We start from the raw sequence: 19,297 nt of genomic DNA, 5'->3' as shown, positions 1-19,297 counted from the left end.
GAAAATGTTCGTCAGCTATTGTTGGTTCGATTCCGATAAGTCATCTTGTCTTTGGCCTAGCAGCGCCAATTCCAACAATGCATAGCGGTGCTCAACAAAGTTATGGACATTGTTAGCTACCGTCAGCTTGAATAACGCAACCGCGCTATCCTCATCCCCCAGACTTAGGTAATGTTTACCTAAATAGAAGTCAGTTTCACTGAGATGCTCAGCGAGCGAAGTGTTATCTGTCGAATCCTGCTTCAGGCGTTCCATCAGTGTTTTTTCACTGATTTTACCTAAATAGAATTCAACGATATTCCAGCCCCATAGCCCCCGGTTCGATTTGTCAAAACGATTTGACAAGCTAGTCATTGCAACCTTGGGATCGAGTTTCTCTTCCACAAGGTACAACCACAACGAACGGAAGGGATCATTTGGATCGTCTTGATAAAACGCCTGCAGATCATCCTGCGCTAAACGATAACGGCCGCCGTAGTACAATGCGATGCCGCGATTCATTCGCGCGTAGTTGTAAGTTGGATCAAGCTCTAAAACAGAATCAAACGCTTCATAGGCAGCATCAAAATTGCCTGCCTGCGTAAAATAAATCCCTAAATAGTTAAAAACTTCAGGAATATCAGGACGGATAGACAAAGCCACTGAAAAATCATTCTGTGCCAATGCCCTCAGCCCAAGGCTATCATACAGCACACCTCTTTCATATAAAAGCTGTGCGTACTCATCTTCCTTGAGAGAACGGCTCGCAAGTATTTGTTCCATGCGTGCCAGAATAACCTCTTGTTGCAATGTCGGTTGAAGTGGAATAGCAAAAACTTCATTTTTACGCCACCCTGTGCTGCCACCACATCCCACAAGGAGAAAAATAGCTGCAACGTAACACCAGCGCAGAAAAGAATTCATTTCCTACTCCCGAAGTCAGACATTAATCAGAATGCCCTGTTGCTCCACCCACATTGTTTATTTCTGGCATCCTGCCAGAAAAATTGGCTTACCTTTTATTTTTCAGCCCACCTACCAGAGGTGAGCAGAAATATATCAGGGTAAGCCGCGCCCTTTTTACAGGACGCCGTTCATTACGTCAAACTTATTCTACTGATGATTCCGGTAATTGTGGTGCTTCAGCAGCAGTATTAGCTACAGCTTCTTTCATGCTCAGGCGGATACGACCCTGACGATCGATTTCCAGTACCTTGACCGGAACTTCCTGACCCAGCTGCAGATAGTCAGTCACTTTCTCTACACGCTTGTCAGCTATCTGCGAAATATGTACCAGACCTTCTTTACCGCCACCGATAGCAACGAATGCACCGAAGTCAACAATACGAGTCACTTTACCTGCATAAATGCGGCCAACTTCAACCTCAGCAGTGATCTCTTCGATACGGCTGATAGCATGACGAGCTTTATCGCCGTCAGTTGCTGCGATCTTCACAGTACCATCATCTTCGATCTCGATGGTTGTACCGGTTTCTTCTGTCAGTGCACGGATAACTGAACCGCCTTTACCAATCACATCTTTGATCTTGTCTGGATTGATCTTAATGGTGTGAATGCGTGGTGCAAATTCAGAGATATCATTACGTGGGCTTTGGATAGCCTGCTCCATTACGCTCAGGATGTGTAAACGGGCACCTTTAGCCTGATTCAGAGCAATCTGCATGATTTCACGGGTGATACCTTCAATTTTGATATCCATCTGCAATGCGCTGATACCATCGCGGCTACCCGCAACTTTAAAGTCCATGTCGCCCAGATGATCTTCATCACCCAGAATATCAGACAGAACCACAAAGTTTTCACCTTCTTTCACCAGACCCATAGCGATACCAGCAACTGCGGCTTTAATCGGCACGCCTGCATCCATCAGTGCCAGAGAAGCACCACAGACGGAAGCCATAGAAGAAGAACCATTGGATTCAGTAATTTCAGAAACGACACGCACGGTATACGGGAATTCATTAATGCTAGGCATTACTGCCAGAACACCACGCTTCGCCAAACGACCGTGACCAATTTCACGACGTTTTGGTGAACCAACCATACCAGTTTCACCTACAGAGTATGGAGGGAAGTTGTAGTGGAACAGGAAGCGGTCTGTACGCTCACCCATCAGTTCATCGATAACCTGTGCATCACGCTCAGTACCCAGAGTTGCTGCAACCAGCGCCTGAGTTTCACCACGGGTGAACAGAGATGAGCCATGAGTACGTGGCAAGACGCCAGTGCGAACATCCAGTGCACGAACCATATCTTTTTCACGGCCATCAATACGTGGCTCACCACGCAGAACACGGCTACGAACAACGTTTTTCTCCAGAACAGCCAGTACGTCAAGAATTTCTGACTCTTCCAGCTCCAGATCTTTTTCTGCGGCTTCTGCCAGAATGATTGCTGCTACTTCTTCTTTGATAGCATCAACCTGAGCATAACGATCTTGTTTCTCAGTGATACGGTAAGCATCACCCAGACGGCTTTCTGCCAGCTCAGCCACACGCTCATGCAGAGACTGGTTAACTGGCTCAGGTGACCAATTCCACTTCTCTTTACCTGCTTCAGCAACCAGTGCGTTGATGTTATCAATCACAATCTGTTGTTGCTCATGACCGAATACAACCGCACCCAACATTTGTTCTTCTGTCAGCAGTTCCGCTTCGGACTCAACCATCAGTACAGCGTTATTTGTACCTGCAACAACCAAATCCAGACGGCTGTTTTTCAGTTCATCGCTGGTTGGGTTCAGTACATACTGGTCATTGATATAACCAACACGCGCTGCACCAATCGGGCCGTTGAACGGGATACCAGACAGTGCCAATACTGCGGAAGAACCGATCATAGCAACGATATCCGGGTTAACCTGTGGGTTTACGGAAACAACGGTTGCGATGATTTGAACTTCGTTCAGGAAGCCTTCTGGGAACAGAGGACGCAGTGGACGGTCGATCAAACGGGCAACGAGAGTCTCGCCTTCACCCGGACGGCCTTCACGACGGAAAAAACTTCCTGGAATACGGCCAGCCGCATAAGTACGTTCTTGATAGTTAACAGTCAGTGGAAAGAAATCCTGACCTGGTTTCACTTTTTTCTGACCAACAACGGTAACAAATACCGCGGTGTCATCCATATTAACCATAACAGCGGCTGTCGCTTGACGAGCCATCATGCCGGTTTCGATGGTCACAGTGTGCTGACCATACTGGAATTTACGAACAATCGGATTCAGCAAAATAATATTCCTTCGTTTGTGTTGCTACGTTTAAATATCAGCAACAATGGATGTTCTCTTCGCTACACCCTCACGACTAATGACAGTACTTAGGCCCTTTACCTTTCAAGTAGCAGCGTTAATAGCTGCGGTGTAACCTGAAATCTTTCGGAAATGTCTTTTTAAGTACTCTCATTAGCCGCGCGAGTCACTGTAACTGAAGAGGTTCAACTAGTTAAAAATGGAACTTAAATTTCTTAATCTCCATTTTCTAGAAGAAAAGGGGCCAGATAGGCCCCTTTCCACTGAAACTCATCGATTAGCGACGCAGTCCCAGACGCTCGATCAGCGTGGTGTAAGATGCCAGATCTTTACGCTTCAGGTAGTTCAGCAGTTTACGACGCTGTGCAACCATACGCAGCAGACCACGACGGCTGTGGTGATCTTTTTTGTGCTCTGCAAAGTGACCTTGCAGATGGTTGATTTGTGCAGTCAGCAGGGCAATCTGAACTTCGCTAGAACCACTGTCGTTAGCGCCACGGCCAAAATCAGCAATAATCTGCGCTTTTGCTTCAGTACTTAGAGACATAGTATAACTCCAAATATAGTTTAAAAATGATGAGTGCCGATCTCTAATTCAGCCACCCATATACAGGCGCATTATTCTACGCTGCAAATAGATGAAGCGCAAGATAACCCCATAAATGCTACTTTTAATGCATTTCACCATCTTCGGTGGTTTCTACAACCAGCCGACGCGGAGCTACCAGTCCATCATCATCAATAACAGCAATGCCGATGAATTTATTTTCATCACCTTCATTAACCCGCACCCATTCGCCAGATGGCAGGCTATGTTGACTGCGAACCGGCTGGCCCTGCTTAAAATAAGCAGCAACAACAGATGACAACTGAATAACCGGAAAATGCATTACAGCGGTATCCATCGGTAATAATAATGGATCGAGCAATTCTCCTGCTTCAATCTGCTGTTCTTCAGCCTGTTCTTTTAACGCATAGAGCTGTTCCAGTGTCACCATGCGGTGATTAGGGTAATTAGCAACCTGCAAACGACGCAGATAAATAACATGAGCACCACAGCCCAGCAATTCACCCAAATCATCAATGATGGTGCGGATATAGGTTCCTTTGGAACAATGAATTTCCAGCTCCAGCTCATCGCCTTCCCAGCGAATGAACTGTAATTCATAAACAGTAATCGGGCGAGCTTCCCGCTCAATTTCAATACCCTGACGGGCATATTCATACAGCGGTTTTCCCTGATGCTTCAATGCAGAGTACATGGAAGGAACCTGCATGGTATCCCCACGGAATGTTTCCAGTGCTGCATCAAGCTGAGAGGAAGTCACCTGAATTTCGCGTTCACTAATAATTTTGCCGTGTGAATCGGAAGTATCAGTGCGCTGCCCCAGACGGGCAATGACCCGATAACGTTTATCTGAATCCAACAAAAACTGGGAAAATTTAGTCGCTTCACCAAGGCAAATTGGCAGCATTCCCGTTGCCAGCGGGTCTAGCGCACCGGTATGGCCCGCTTTACTGGCATTAAAGACCCGCCTTACTTTCTGTAAAGCATCATTGGAGGAAATATCCTGTGGCTTATCCAGCAACAGTACGCCGTGTATCGCACGACCCCTACGACGACGCCCCATTATTTTTCCTCGTTGTGATCCGTAGAAGCACGACGCTGTTCGTCACTTTTCACGACGTTGGTGACCAGATTTGACATGCGCATCCCTTCAATCAAAGAACTGTCATAAGAAAACGTCAGTTCAGGAATAACACGCAAACGCATCGCTTTACCCAGCAATGAACGAATAAAACCGGAAGCTTCATTCAATGCTTTGATACCTAGGTTAACTTTCTCTGAATCGTGTCCGTCCACTAATGCATTCAGAAAAGTTACAAATACTTTGGCATAAGCCAGATCGCGGGAAACCTCAACACCTGAAACAGTTGCCATACCGATGCGGGGATCTTTCATTTCACGCTGTAAAATGATGGCAATCTCTTTTTGCATTTCCTGAGCAACGCGCTGAGTACGACTGAATTCTCTTGCCATTGTTTTATCTCCTGACATTTTGGGGGGCATGAAGCCCCCCAAGAATGGAATGAATTTCTACACTTCGTCTTTCAAGTTGCCTCTTTGTTGACTGCACTCGTTCACTCCGGTCACCGTTTTTATAAACATACGGTTATCTATGCTCCTAGGGATTCTCTCCCTTGCCGCCGCGACGCACCTTGAAATCCATTGTGTATATACCCTGTTTTATTCAGGTTGTCGCCATTAGAGACAACCTGAAATTTAACGGGTCAATTGTGGTTTTTAATCGATGGAGCGTTTCACTTCAACCACTTCGAAGACTTCAATCATATCGCCAACGCGAACATCATTGTAGTTCTTCACACCGATACCACATTCCATACCATTACGGACTTCGTTGACATCATCCTTAAAGCGACGCAGGGATTCCAGCTCACCTTCGTAGATAACCACGTTGTCACGCAGTACACGGATTGGGTTATTACGCTTGATGTTACCTTCTGTCACCATACAGCCAGCAATCGCACCAAATTTAGGTGATTTGAAGACATCACGGACTTCTGCCAGACCCATGATTTGCTGTTTGTATTCTGGTGCCAGCATACCACTCATCGCCTGTTTAATTTCATCAATCAAACTATAGATAACAGAGTAGTAACGCAGGTCAACGCTTTCGTTTTCAATGATACGGCGTGCAGAAGCATCAGCACGTACGTTAAAGCCCAGAATGATAGCATTAGAAGCTGCGGCCAGTGTTGCGTCAGTTTCAGTGATACCACCTACGCCAGAACCAATGATCTTCACTTTAACTTCGTCAGTAGACAGTTTCAGCAGTGAATCACAAATTGCTTCGCATGTACCCTGAACATCAGTTTTCAGAACGATGTTCAGTTCAGATACTTTACCTTCTTCCATGTTCGCAAACATGTTTTCCAGTTTAGATTTCTGCTGACGAGCCAGTTTCACTTCACGGAATTTACCCTGACGATACAGAGCAACTTCACGTGCTTTTTTCTCGTCACGTACAACAGTCGCTTCATCACCCGCAGACGGTACGTTGGACAGACCCAGGATTTCCACAGGAATGGATGGACCCGCAGTCATGACTTCCTGACCAAGTTCGTTACGCATCGCACGGATACGGCCATATTCAAAGCCGCACAGAACGATATCACCTTTGTTCAGCGTACCGGACTGCACCAGAATTGTAGCAACCGGGCCACGGCCTTTATCCAGGAAGGATTCGATAACCACACCGTTTGCCATGCCAGAGTGAACTGCATTCAGTTCCAGTACTTCAGCCTGTAGCAGGATAGCTTCCAGCAATTCATCAATACCAAGACCAGCTTTTGCTGATACATGCATGAACTGAGTCTCGCCGCCCCACTCTTCCGGAATGATGCCGTACTGTGACAATTCGTTTTTCACACGATCCGGATCAGCTTCTGGCTTATCGATTTTGTTAACCGCAACAACAACCGGCACATTAGCAGCCTTAGCGTGCTGGATAGCTTCGATGGTCTGAGGCATCACGCCGTCATCCGCCGCAACAACCAGAACAACGATATCGGTCGCTTTAGCACCACGAGCACGCATGGAGGTAAATGCAGCATGGCCAGGGGTATCCAAGAAGGTGATCATACCTTTCTCAGTTTTCACATGGTATGCACCGATGTGCTGAGTAATACCACCTGCTTCGCCAGATGCCACTTTGGTTGAACGGATATAGTCCAGCAAAGAGGTTTTACCGTGGTCAACGTGGCCCATGATGGTCACTACAGGCGCACGTGGTTCAGCCTGAGTTTCACCAGTGTCACGATCACTCATCAGCGCTTCTTCCAGCTCGTTTTCACGACGCAGGATAACTTTGTGGCCCATTTCCTCAGCAACCAGCTGAGCGGTTTCCTGATCAATAACCTGATTGATAGTCGCCATTGCGCCCATCTTCATCATGGTTTTGATAACCTGAGAACCTTTTACTGCCATTTTGTTAGCCAGTTCAGCAACAGTGATGGTTTCACCAATCACAACATCACGGTTAACAGCGACGACAGGTTTATTAAAGCTTTGTTGCAAAGCACTCGGTTTACGCTGTTTGCCTTTAGTACGGCCAACTGCACGTGCTTCTTCACGATCAGCTTTCGATTCAGAATGTTTGTTATTTTTCTTCTGGCGGGTGTTTTTACCACCGCGGCTGCGGGTACGACGATCGCCTTCAACTTTGGCGTCATTCTCATCTTCCGCATCACGGGCATGACGGGAAGTTGTTACATGGTAGTCACTGTTGCTGTTGTCATTTACATCAGCATCGTTGGACCATTTATCCTTATTCTCTTCTGCCATGCGACGTGCTTCTTCTGCTACACGTTTTGCTTCTGCTTCAACTTTACGGCGCATCTCTTCTTCAGCTTTGCGTTTTAAATTTGCTGCTTCAGCTTCACGGCGCGCTTTTTCATTTTGCGCTGCTGCCTCAGTTTGCACTGATTTAGACTTGGTTTCGGTATGTTGCTTAGTAGTCACTTTTTCTTTTTCCGCTGCCTCACGCTGAGCCTTTTCAGCCTCTTCACGTTTGGCTTTTTCTTCTGCTTCACGTTTAGCTTGCTTTTCTGCTTCGCGTTTTGCCTGTTCTTCCGCTTCACGTTGAGCTTGCTCTTCCGCGAGTTTCTTCGCTTCAGTTTCAAGCCGCGCTTTCTCTTCTGCCTCGCGCCGAGCCTGCTCTTCCGCTTCACGCTGCGCCTGTTCTTCCGCTTTAGCCTGTTCAATCGCGTCACGGTTCACATATGTGCGTTTTTTGCGGACTTCAATCGCTACCGATTTACTTTTGCCACCGGTGCTAGGGACGTTCAGTGTACTGCGCGTTTTACGCTGTAGTGTCAATTTACCTGGCTGGCCACCAGTACCGCCTTGTTCGCGGTTCAGGTGGGCCAGCAAAGCTTCTTTTTCTTTCTGGGAAACAGAGTCAGTTGCGGTTTTCTGAATGCCAGCATCAGTGAATTGCTGGATCAGGCGTTCAACCGATGTCTGGATCTCTTCTGCCAGTAATTTTACGGTTACCTCTGTCATTCTGTTCCTTCCTGCTACAGTTTATTTATGCATCATCGCCAAACCAACAGATATTTCGGGCTGCCATAATGAGTTCTCCTGCTTGCTCATCACTCAGTCCTTCGATATCAGATAAGTCGTCGATACCCTGTTCGGCAAGATCTTCCAGAGTACAGATGCCACGGGCAGCCAGATTAAACGCTAAAGCACGTTCCATGCCAGGCAAATCCAGTAAATCTTGGGCTGGCTGTTGATCACCAAGACTCTCTTTCTGAGCCAGTTCCAGCGTTGTCAAGGCCGCTTTCGCACGTTCACGGAGAACTTCAACGGTTTCTTCATCAAGACCTTCTACAGCCAGAAGTTCATTAACTGGTACATAGGCCAGTTCTTCCAGTGTAGAGAAACCTTCTTCGACCAATAAGGTGGCGAAATCTTCATCAATGTCGAGATGCTTGGTAAATGTATCAATAGAAGCATGAGCTTCTGCCTGATGTTTTGCTTGCAGCTCTTCCGCAGTCATGACATTCAGTTCCCACTTGTCATCACCACGATGTTTTTTCAGCAATTGTGCCGCCAGACGGACGTTTTGACCATTACGGCCAATCGCCTGAGCAAGATTACTGTTTTCCACGGCAACATCCATCGTGCAGTTATCTTCATCAACAACGATAGAGGCAACATCCGCCGGAGCCATTGCATTAATGACAAATTGCGCTGGGTTATCATCCCACAACACAATATCAATTCTTTCACCGCCCAGCTCGCTGGAAACCGCCTGTACCCTTGCACCGCGCATGCCTACGCAAGCACCAACCGGGTCAATACGCTTGTCGTTAGTTTTCACTGCGATTTTAGCGCGGGAACCCGGATCACGGGCAGCAGCTTTGATCTCAATGATCTCTTCGCCAATTTCCGGCACTTCAATACGGAACAATTCAACCAGCATTTCAGGGCGGGAGCGGGTGATAAATAGCTGTGCACCACGAGCTTCCGGACGTACGTCATATAAGACACCACGTACACGGTCACCAGGACGGAAGTTTTCACGTGGCAGCATATCTTCACGCAAAATAACCGCTTCAGCGTTATTACCCAGATCAAGCGTAATGTTTTCACGGTTTACTTTTTTAACCTGACCGGTCACGATCTCACCCTGCTGTTCGCGGAATTGATCAACGACCATTGCGCGCTCAGCTTCACGTACTTTCTGTACGATAACCTGTTTTGCGGTCTGAGTTGTGATACGGTCAAAAGTTACCGATTCAATCTGGTCTTCAATATAACCACCCAGTTCAACTTCCGGGTCGTCAAATTTTGCCGCTTCCAGTGTGATTTCGCGGGTAGGCTGGGTGACTTCTTCTACCGCAACCCAGCGGCGGAAGGTATCAAAATCACCGGATTTACGATCGATGCAGACACGAACATCGATTTCTTGCTCATATTTTTTCTTGGTGGCTGTCGCCAGTGCAATCTCTAATGCTTCGAAGATTTTTTCGCGAGGGAGAGATTTTTCATTAGAAACCGCTTCAACAACAGCCAGAATTTCTTTATTCATCCTAGTTGCCTCATCCGAACTTTAAAAGTGGGGTACCAGGTTCGCTTTCTGGATGTTGCTCAGTGCGAACACTTCGTCTTTTCCATCCACCGTAACCGTAATCATTTCACCATCAACGGCTTTGATAATACCTTGCCATTTACGACGATTCTGCATTGCCATGCGTAACATCAGGTTGATTTCTTCCCCCATGAAACGCTGGTAGTGTTCAGCCTTAAACAGTGGACGCTCAAGCCCCGGAGAAGATATTTCCAGGTTGTAAAACCCTGGGATCGGATCTTCGACGTCGAGTACTGCACTGACCTGATGGCTAACATCAGCACAATCATCAACAGTGATACCCTCCTCACTATCGATATAGACTCGCAGTGTCGATACGCGTGCGCGAATAAACTCCAGGCCCACTAATTCATAACCTAAAGCTTCAACTGGTGCTGAAATCATCGCTGTTAATTTTTGCTCTAATGTGGACAAGCCCACCCCCAAGACATAAAAAAAGGGCTATATTAGCCCAGTAGTTCTGCTGTCAAATAACAAAAAACCCCGATACGCGGGGCTTTATGTAACTGGACCCTGTTTACTGCCAGTGGTCTCAACCAACTTCTTGTAATACCTATCAAAGCTATACCTCATGAAGCAACCTGTCAAATCAGGGTTAATACCTCTATGGTCGCTAAGCTTATAACTGTTTGAAAAGGTACATAGTTGTTAAGAAGTGGTTGCGGGAGCCGGATTTGAACCGACGACCTTCGGGTTATGAGCCCGACGAGCTACCATGCTGCTCCATCCCGCGTTCGAAAACGTGGCAAATCTTACGCTGATAATACTAAAAACGCAAGTTTCTAGATTAATGGTGCCGAGGACGGGACTTGAACCCGTACGCCCGTTGTTTAGGCACTACCACCTCAAGGTAGCGTGTATACCAATTTCACCACCTCGGCACTGATTATAGGACTGTTATCTTAAGCGGCTAATAATAACTGTTTAAATAAACAACCCTACTTCAATTCTTTTACTGACTATTTCTGACAGAAAACTTTCTACCAAAAATTACTGAGGGATATCACTATTTGGTTTAGCTGGAGCTGCCGGTATTGCCGGAGTCTCTGCCTGTTTTTCAGTTTTTACAGGCTCACTAAGGTTTTCCCATTTGCCGCTTGAACCAGTTCTATTCGTGGTCATATTTCCCAGAATCAGACTGATAACAAAAAACAATGTTGCAAAAACCGCTGTCATACGGGTCATAAAATTCGCAGAACCCGATGAACCAAATATTGTTGCAGACGCACCCGCACCAAAGGAAGCACCCATATCAGCACCTTTCCCCTGCTGTAACAGAACCAGAGCAATTAGCCCGATACCGACCAGCAAGAATATACCTAAAAGAGCTTCATACATATGTTGTACCCGTTTCCTCGTGGGATTTACCATAACTGTGACGTTATACTACGGTAACGTTATTCTGCATCACCCACTCAATTAGAAAAATTAACTGATTGAGCGGGTGTGAATACTAACCAAAGCGTCTCAGACAAGCAAGGTTAATTTTAAATACTGACGCTGATTGAGGAAAAAATCAACAAATCAGCTCATCCCTTTCACTGAATCAGCGATACGATGCGCCAATGTAGTGACCTGTTCTTCATCTTCCCCTTCCACCATAACGCGGATCAGAGGTTCAGTGCCTGATTTACGCAGCAGAACACGACCTCGGCCATTTAACTCGTTTTCAACCTCTTTAACTACTTCCAGTACCTGTTCTGATTGAAGTGGATCGTTATTGCCCGCAAAACGCACATTAACCAGTACCTGAGGCAACAGCTTCATGCCACTACACAAATCATGCAGGGTCATGTCATTACGTACCATTGCGCTCAAAACCTGCAAACCAGCAACAACACCGTCACCTGTAGTGGTCTTATCCAGCAAGATGATATGGCCTGAGTTTTCTGCACCCAGACGCCAGCCTTTTTCCTGTAATTTTTCCAGTACATAGCGGTCACCCACTTTTGCACGTTCAAATGGAATGCCAAGCTGCTTCAATGCCAGCTCCAGTCCCATATTACTCATCAAAGTACCAACGGCTCCGCCACGCAGCTGCCCTTGACGTAATGCTTCACGTGCAATGATGTAAAGTATCTGGTCTCCATCCACTTTATGGCCCAGGTGATCAACCATGATAATGCGATCACCATCGCCATCAAATGCCAGACCGACATCAGCCTGTTCTTCCAGTACCCGCTTCTGTAATAAACGGACATCCGTTGCACCGCATTCTTCATTAATGTTAATGCCGTTTGGCTCGCAGCCAATGGCGATCACCTCAGCACCCAGTTCTCTAAGAACGTTTGGCGCAATATGGTAAGTCGCGCCATTAGCGCAATCCAGTACAATTTTCAATCCATTCAGGCTTTGTTCACTAGGAAATGTACCTTTACAGAATTCAATATAACGACCAGCCGCATCAACAATCCGATTAGCACGCCCTAACTCAGCGGATTCTACGCAAGTCAGTGGTTTTTCCATTTCAGCTTCAATCGCTTCTTCCACATCATCAGGAAGTTTGGTGCCATCAATGGAAAAAAATTTAATTCCGTTATCATAGTAAGGGTTATGGGAAGCAGAAATCACAATTCCGGCTTCAGCACGAAAAGTGCGTGTCAGATATGCCACGGCAGGTGTTGGCATAGGACCGGTAAATGAGGCGGATAACCCGGCAGCTGCCAGGCCTGCTTCCAGAGCAGATTCCAGCATATAACCAGAAATACGGGTATCTTTACCAATAATAATTTTGCGAGAACCATGGCGCGCCAGTACTTTCCCCGCAGCCCAGCCAAGTTTTAAAACAAAATCAGGGGTAATCGGACTGTTGCCGACTTTGCCACGGATACCATCGGTACCAAAATATTTACGGTTACTCATAAACTTCTTTCTTCCTTTGCTGAACGTATTCGTTGTTCACAGATCGTTCTTTGTTCAAAAATTGTCTGTTGCTGATAGCGTATTTTTCTCTGACAAGGTTGCCTGAACAATCTGCATTGCCTGCACAGTTTCTTTTACATCATGCACACGAATAATCTGAGCGCCTTGCATTGCTGCAATGACAGCACAGGCAACACTTCCCGTGACTCTTTCCTGAGGGGGTACATGAAGTAACTGCCCAATCATTGACTTACGCGACATGCCCGCCAAGATGGGTACACCAAGATGATGAAATGCTTTCAACTGAGCCAATAACTGATAATTATGCGATAAATTCTTACCAAAACCGAAGCCCGGATCGATTATTAGGTTATTTTTTGCAATACCAGCCGCGATACAGCGCTCAATCTGAGCTTCCAAAAATGCTTTTACTTCCGCTATAACATCAGTGTAATGCGGTTCTGCCTGCATCGTTCCGGGCTGTCCCTGCATATGCATCAAGCAAACGGGTAAGCCTGTTTTGGCTGCCTCTTCCAGAGCATTCGGCTCCTGTAATGAGCGAATATCATTGATAATGTGAGCGCCGGCTTTTGCAGATTCCTGTATCACGATAGCTTTTGAAGTATCAACCGATATCCAGACATCAAAACGCCGGGACAAAGCCTCGATTACGGGCACAACACGATCCAGTTCTTCCTGTTCACTGACCTCATCTGCACCGGGGCGTGTCGATTCCCCGCCGACATCAATAATAGTGGCACCTTCTCCAATCATACTGACAGCATGGTGTAAGGCTGTATCTAGGGTATTGTGTGTACCACCATCTGAGAAGGAGTCAGGAGTGACATTCAAAATCCCCATAACCTGTGGATGGGAAAGATCAAGGATACTTCCTCTGGCTGTCAGTTTCATTGCTAGGGAGCCTTAATGTTAAAAACCCCAGGTTTACCCCGGGGTTTAATCAGTACGGTCTGTCAAAACCAGAGGCAACCTGTGTTATTTATAGTTGCCTTTGGTTTGAGTAGATTATGCGGTTGGGTTACCATCCGCAGGTTTCGCAGACTGCTGCTGAGATGATGTATCCTGACGGTTATTACTATTATTGCTATTACCGCCATTTCTGTTATCGCCTTCCCAGCCTGCCGGTGGACGAACGGTAGTACGGTTCATCAGGTCATCAATCTGAGGCGCATCAATGGTTTCATACTTCATCAACGCATCTTTCATCGAGTGCAGGATGTCCAGATTATCCATCAGAATCTGACGTGCACGCTGGTAGTTACGGTCAACGAGAACCTTAACTTCCTGATCAATTAAGCGAGCAGTATCTTCCGACATGTGTTTCGCTTTAGCGACTGAACGACCAAGGAAAACCTCACCCTCTTCTTCCGCATACAGTAATGGCCCCAGTTTTTCTGAGAAGCCCCACTGCGTGACCATGTTGCGGGCAATGGATGTTGCTACTTTGATATCGTTCGATGCACCGGTAGAAACATTCTCTGGGCCGTAGATGATCTCTTCTGCAAGACGTCCGCCGTATAAAGTAGAAATCTGGCTTTCCAGTTTCTGGCGGCTGGCGCTGATTTGATCACCCTCTGGCAGGAAGAAAGTCACACCCAATGCACGACCACGTGGGATAATCGTCACTTTATGAACCGGATCATGCTCAGGAACCAGACGACCAATAATGGCGTGCCCTGCTTCATGATAAGCAGTAGATTCTTTCTGCTCTTCCGTCATGACCATTGAGCGACGTTCTGCGCCCATCATGATCTTATCTTTGGCTTTCTCAAATTCCACCATTGAAACGACACGTTTGTTGCCACGGGCAGCAAACAGAGCAGCTTCGTTCACCAGGTTCGCCAAATCGGCACCCGAGAATCCTGGTGTACCACGGGCAATGATGGAAGCATCAATGTCGGTATCCAGCGGGATACGACGCATGTGAACTTTCAGAATTTGTTCACGACCACGTACATCAGGCAGGCCAACAACCACCTGACGGTCAAAACGGCCAGGACGCAGCAGCGCAGGGTCCAGTACATCAGGACGGTTGGTTGCAGCAATAACGATGATACCTTCATTACCTTCGAAGCCATCCATCTCAACCAGCATCTGGTTCAGTGTCTGTTCACGTTCATCGTGTCCACCACCCAGACCAGCGCCGCGCTGACGGCCTACCGCGTCGATTTCATCGATAAAGATAATACAAGGAGCGGCTTTTTTCGCCTGTTCGAACATATCACGAACACGGGAAGCACCAACACCAACAAACATTTCAACGAAGTCAGAACCAGAAATGGTAAAGAATGGTACTTTAGCCTCACCTGCGATTGCTTTCGCCAGCAGGGTCTTACCTGTACCCGGAGGCCCAACCATCAGGATGCCTTTCGGGATCTTACCACCCAGTTTCTGGAAACGGCCGGGTTCACGCAGGTATTCCACCAGCTCACCCACTTCTTCTTTTGCTTCGTCACAACCAGCAACGTCTGCAAATGTCGTTTTGATCTGATCTTCCGTCAGCATACGAGCTTTGCTTTTACCGAAAGACATCGCCCCTTTACCGCCACCACCTTGCATTTGACGCATAAAGAAGATCCAAACGCCAATCAGCAGCAGCATTGGGAACCATGAAATAAAGATAGACGCTAACAGGCCCTGTTGTTCTGGTGGTTCACCAACAACTTTTACCTGTTTGTTTAGCAGTGTATCCAGCAGCTTCTCATCTGGAACTGGCATATACGTGCTGTATTTTCCACCGTTGTCTTTCTTAGTGAAATCAATGTCACGACCAGAAATACGTACTTCACTTATTTGATTCTGTGATAACTCACTGATGAAGTTAGAGTAATCCACCCTACGACCACTAGAATCGCCGGGACCAAAACTCTGGAACAATAACATCAAGACAACTGCGATGACTAACCAGAGAATCAGGTTTTTCGCCATGTCACTCAAGGGATTAACCTCTTATTACAACTGTGTTAACAAATAGCAGCAGGGTACTATACTTTCCGCCCCGTCGCTACAATGTATACTTCACGCGAACGTGCCCGCGAAGCGTCCGGTTTACGAATTTTAACCTTCGTAAAAAGGGAGCGTATTTCCCTCAGGTATTCATCAAAGCCTTCTCCCTGAAACACTTTGACAATAAAACTGCCCCCAGGGGCCAGCACATCACGACACATATCCAATGCTAATTCAATCAGATACATGGATCGAGGAATATCGACCGCGGGGGTTCCACTCATATTGGGAGCCATATCCGACATGACGACCTGGACTTTATTATCACCAACTCTCTCAAGTAATGTTTTCAATACCTGCTCATCACGAAAATCCCCTTGCAGAAAATCAACGCCGACAATGGGATCCATTGGCAAAAGATCGCAGGCAATGACCCGCCCACGTCCACCAATCTGACTGACTACGTATTGAGACCACCCACCTGGAGCAGCGCCTAAATCAACAACGGTCATGCCCGGTTTAAATATTTTGTCGCTTTGCTGTATCTCATCAAGTTTAAACCAAGCGCGGGAGCGAAGCCCTTTTTTCTGCGCCTTAAGAACATATTTATCACTAAAATGTTCTTGTAACCAGCGACTTGAGCTTGCTGAGCGTTTTTTATTGGCCATTGTTCTTTCCAACTGTTACTAACAGAGAGTCTTATTTTTTTCACTCTCTTATCAAACCACACCACACACTTATGGTGATAGATAAGAGATGGCGGTAGAATAGGTCGTTTTCAATCCCAACTAAGCAAAAAAACGATGACTCTTAACAAGAAACAAGTGCAATACCTGAAAAGTCTCGCTCATTCATTAAAGCCTGTTGTCATGATCGGTAACAACGGACTGACTGAAGGCGTATTGGCCGAAATCGAACAAACCCTTTCGCATCACGAGCTTATCAAAGTCAAAGTTGCAGGCGAAGACCGTGAAATCAAAACTTTGATCGCGGAAGCTATTGTTCGTGAAACTGGTGCATATAATGTGCAAATTATTGGAAAAATGCTAGTTCTCTATCGCCCTTCTGAAGAGCGTAAGATTAGTTTACCGAAATAATCTCAATATCTTTATACAAAAGTGCCATTTTATCATGACAAAAAAAGACCTCATCGGGCCTTTTCATTATCATTACCGGTATTATGACCACTTACCATTTTCCCTCCCGCACACATCGTGTGGGAAGGAAAACTTAGCTTTTAAGCTGAATATCAAACATACTCGACGTTCAGAACTTCATATTCCACTTTACCGCCAGGTGTTTCAATCACAGCTACATCATCCACTTCTTTGCCAATTAAGCCACGAGCAATAGGTGAATTAACCGAAAGCAGATTTTCTTTAATATTCGCTTCATCGTCACCCACAATGCGATAAGTCTGTTCTTCATCAGAATCAACATTCAGCACCGTTACCGTCGCACCAAAAATCACGCGGCCATTGTTGGTCATCTTCGTGATATCTATCACCTGCGCATTAGAAAGTTTAGCTTCAATTTCTTGAATACGGCCTTCACAAAACCCCTGTTGCTCACGGGCAGCATGATATTCGGCATTTTCTTTCAAATCACCGTGTTCACGTGCCTCAGCGATTGCAGCAATAATTTGAGGGCGACGTACATTTTTCAAATGTTCTAATTCTTCGCGCAATTTATCCGCGCCACGTACCGTCATCGGAATTTGTTTCATTTATTAAACCTCTAAATCAATCCTAAGCCCAGACAACATCTTCCTGATTTTTGCAAAAAGGTAACTTATTTTGCAATAACAGTAGATTGCAATATATTGCAACACAATGAGCACACCCTATCAGGTGGGCTTCCAGACAATAAAAGGGGCGTAAACTACAGAATAGTCTGATAGTTCACATACACATTCTACCTGCTAATCTATCATTTTAACGTAGAGTTGGTGATGGATCATCGTTTACTTTTTCCTGAATTGCGTCTTAGTATTATTAATACAAATTTTATTGAAATACACCCACATTTATATGCGAGATCTATGGCTCTTTTAAAAGTTACCAGCAAAATAGCTTGTATGCTCAGTTTGAGCCTGAGCGTTTTTAGTGCAAATGCTTCTTCAATTGAGAAGAATATTGAATATTTGCCAGCAGGGGCCAATGTTTCATTTATCGCCCAAAGAATCGGTGAAAAAGCACCAATTATTGATTATCGTGGGCAACAACTGGCATTACCGGCCAGTACTCAGAAAATAGTGACAGCATTAGCTGCCTTATTACAGCTTGGCAAAGATTTTCGTTTTGTCACAACGCTGGAGAGCAATGCCAATATTGAAGATGGCAAATTAAAGGGTAACCTTATTGCCCGCTTTGTCGGCGATCCATCACTGACGCGCACGCAACTACGCAATATGGTTGAGAAGCTGAAACAGTCGGGTATACAGCAGATTAACGGCGATCTCATCATCGACATTTCTATTTTTTCCAGCCACGATAAAGCGCCAGGATGGGTATGGAATGATATGACCCAATGTTTCAGCGCGCCGCCCGGCGCTGCCATTGTCGATAAAAATTGCTTTTCTGTCCTACTCTATAGCGCAGAACAGGTAAATGAACCAGCTATTGTTCACACGCCTTCTTATTATCCCGTCAACGTCTTCAGCGAAGTTAAAACGCTCGCTAAAGGCTCATCGGAAGCAAAATACTGTGAACTTGATGTAACCACAGGCGAATTAAACCGATATACCCTGACTGGCTGTCTGACCCAGCGCGATGAACCATTGCCACTGGCATTTGCTATCCAGAATGGGGCAAGCTATGCTGGAACTATACTGAAAAATGAATTACGTCTCGCTGGAATTGAACTGAAAGGCCATCTACGGCGCCAATCATTTCCTCAGCAGCCCGAAAAAACGCTGGCAATGAATCAATCGGCACCTTTACCTGATTTGCTCAAGGTGATGCTAAAAAAATCAGATAACATGATAGCAGATACGGTTTATCGCACTCTGGGCCATTATTACTTTAATGTTCCCGGTACATGGCGTTCCGGGTCTGATGCTATCCGCCAAATTCTAAAACAAAAAGCCGGTATTGATATCGGTAATGCGGTCATCGTTGATGGTTCTGGTCTTTCACGTCACGATCTCATCACCCCTTCAACAATGATGGAAATCCTGCAATTCATCGCGCAACACGATAATGAGCTGGATATCATCTCGATGTTGCCTAAAGCAGGTTTTGACGGCACGTTAGCCTATCGTCCGGGACTTCATACTGCGGGTGTGGATGGTAAGGTATTTGCAAAAACAGGTTCACTGCAAGGGGTGTATAATCTTGCTGGCTTTATGACAGCCGCCAGTGGGCAACAGATTGCTTTCGTCCAATTTATTTCATCTTACTCTGTTACTCCAGAAAATCTACGGAATCGTCGAGCGCCTCTGGTCCGTTTCGAGCATCATTTATATAAATCTCTCTATCAGAATAATTGATATACCTGTCGTCTTTCAAGTTGCCTCGTTGTTGGCTACGCTCACTCA

The 19,297-nt window shown here is 46.1% G+C and carries 16 protein-coding genes and 2 tRNA genes; 2 read left to right on the top strand and 16 right to left on the bottom strand.

Translation table 11 applies throughout. From position 1 onward, the window contains the following. Positions 1 to 15: 15 nt before the first annotated feature. The 15 genes from nlpI to rlmE all read right to left on the bottom strand — a co-directional run bounded on the left by nlpI (position 16) and on the right by rlmE (position 16,427). Positions 16 to 903 carry a lipoprotein NlpI gene (gene nlpI, locus AACS90_RS01220; protein WP_099120022.1) on the bottom strand — a complete coding sequence of 296 codons (888 nt, stop codon included), beginning with the start codon at positions 901 to 903 and terminating at the stop codon, positions 16 to 18. 184 nt (positions 904 to 1,087) lie between these two features. Then, positions 1,088 to 3,229, bottom strand: a complete 2,142-nt coding sequence (gene pnp / locus AACS90_RS01215; protein WP_099120021.1) for a polyribonucleotide nucleotidyltransferase — start codon at positions 3,227 to 3,229, stop codon at positions 1,088 to 1,090. 298 nt (positions 3,230 to 3,527) lie between these two features. Further along, positions 3,528 to 3,797 (bottom strand): 30S ribosomal protein S15, encoded by a 270-nt coding sequence (gene rpsO, locus AACS90_RS01210; RefSeq protein ID WP_099109405.1) that lies wholly within the window; start codon positions 3,795 to 3,797, stop codon positions 3,528 to 3,530. A gap of 124 nt (positions 3,798 to 3,921) precedes the next feature. Next, complete coding sequence (gene truB, locus AACS90_RS01205; RefSeq protein WP_099120020.1) at positions 3,922 to 4,881, bottom strand: tRNA pseudouridine(55) synthase TruB; 960 nt, start codon at positions 4,879 to 4,881, stop codon at positions 3,922 to 3,924. After that, a complete protein-coding gene (gene rbfA, locus AACS90_RS01200) occupies positions 4,881 to 5,291 on the bottom strand; it encodes a 30S ribosome-binding factor RbfA (RefSeq protein WP_099109403.1) in 411 nt (136 codons plus the stop codon). Before rbfA ends, truB begins: the two co-directional genes overlap by 1 nt. 264 nt (positions 5,292 to 5,555) lie before the next feature. Beyond that, positions 5,556 to 8,336, bottom strand: coding sequence for a translation initiation factor IF-2 (gene infB, locus AACS90_RS01195; RefSeq protein WP_099109402.1), 2,781 nt, complete (start codon positions 8,334 to 8,336; stop codon positions 5,556 to 5,558). Positions 8,337 to 8,361: 25 nt separating this feature from the next. Next, on the bottom strand, positions 8,362 to 9,870 hold the full coding sequence (gene nusA, locus AACS90_RS01190) for a transcription termination factor NusA (protein WP_099120019.1): 1,509 nt from the start codon (positions 9,868 to 9,870) through the stop codon (positions 8,362 to 8,364). Between the two features lie 21 nt (positions 9,871 to 9,891). Beyond that, the gene (gene rimP, locus AACS90_RS01185; RefSeq protein ID WP_153043626.1) at positions 9,892 to 10,344 is read right to left on the bottom strand and encodes a ribosome maturation factor RimP; all 453 of its coding nucleotides are present in this window, start codon (positions 10,342 to 10,344) and stop codon (positions 9,892 to 9,894) included. Positions 10,345 to 10,586: 242 nt separating this feature from the next. Continuing rightward, positions 10,587 to 10,663 (bottom strand) — tRNA-Met (locus AACS90_RS01180). A 58-nt stretch (positions 10,664 to 10,721) separates the two neighbouring features. After that, positions 10,722 to 10,811: transfer RNA gene (locus AACS90_RS01175), tRNA-Leu, on the bottom strand. A gap of 109 nt (positions 10,812 to 10,920) precedes the next feature. Then, complete coding sequence (gene secG / locus AACS90_RS01170) at positions 10,921 to 11,268, bottom strand: preprotein translocase subunit SecG (protein WP_099120017.1); 348 nt, start codon at positions 11,266 to 11,268, stop codon at positions 10,921 to 10,923. A 186-nt stretch (positions 11,269 to 11,454) separates the two neighbouring features. Then, positions 11,455 to 12,792 (bottom strand): phosphoglucosamine mutase, encoded by a 1,338-nt coding sequence (gene glmM, locus AACS90_RS01165; RefSeq protein WP_099109398.1) that lies wholly within the window; start codon positions 12,790 to 12,792, stop codon positions 11,455 to 11,457. Between the two features lie 54 nt (positions 12,793 to 12,846). Then, the gene (gene folP / locus AACS90_RS01160) at positions 12,847 to 13,704 is read right to left on the bottom strand and encodes a dihydropteroate synthase (RefSeq protein ID WP_099120016.1); all 858 of its coding nucleotides are present in this window, start codon (positions 13,702 to 13,704) and stop codon (positions 12,847 to 12,849) included. A 114-nt stretch (positions 13,705 to 13,818) separates the two neighbouring features. Next, positions 13,819 to 15,750, bottom strand: coding sequence for an ATP-dependent zinc metalloprotease FtsH (gene ftsH, locus AACS90_RS01155; protein ID WP_169926585.1), 1,932 nt, complete (start codon positions 15,748 to 15,750; stop codon positions 13,819 to 13,821). A gap of 47 nt (positions 15,751 to 15,797) precedes the next feature. Then, entirely contained in the window at positions 15,798 to 16,427 is a 630-nt protein-coding gene (gene rlmE, locus AACS90_RS01150) for a 23S rRNA (uridine(2552)-2'-O)-methyltransferase RlmE (protein WP_099120015.1), read from the bottom strand. Between the two features lie 135 nt (positions 16,428 to 16,562). Here rlmE and yhbY point away from each other — a divergent pair, with 135 nt between their 5' ends. Continuing rightward, a complete protein-coding gene (gene yhbY, locus AACS90_RS01145; RefSeq protein ID WP_038261477.1) occupies positions 16,563 to 16,856 on the top strand; it encodes a ribosome assembly RNA-binding protein YhbY in 294 nt (97 codons plus the stop codon). 152 nt (positions 16,857 to 17,008) lie between these two features. On the opposite strand, the gene greA is transcribed toward yhbY, so the two are convergent. Beyond that, positions 17,009 to 17,485 carry a transcription elongation factor GreA gene (gene greA, locus AACS90_RS01140; RefSeq protein ID WP_099109394.1) on the bottom strand — a complete coding sequence of 159 codons (477 nt, stop codon included), beginning with the start codon at positions 17,483 to 17,485 and terminating at the stop codon, positions 17,009 to 17,011. 315 nt (positions 17,486 to 17,800) lie between these two features. Between greA and dacB the strand changes: the two genes are divergently transcribed. After that, a complete protein-coding gene (gene dacB / locus AACS90_RS01135) occupies positions 17,801 to 19,249 on the top strand; it encodes a serine-type D-Ala-D-Ala carboxypeptidase (RefSeq protein ID WP_193757094.1) in 1,449 nt (482 codons plus the stop codon). The last annotated feature ends 48 nt before the right edge of the window (positions 19,250 to 19,297 follow it).

Origin of the sequence: Xenorhabdus sp. KK7.4, from assembly GCF_963876465.1 — a bacterium.
In the GTDB taxonomy this organism is placed as follows: domain Bacteria; phylum Pseudomonadota; class Gammaproteobacteria; order Enterobacterales; family Enterobacteriaceae; genus Xenorhabdus; species Xenorhabdus stockiae.
This window is presented reverse-complemented; position numbering and strand designations above follow the sequence as displayed.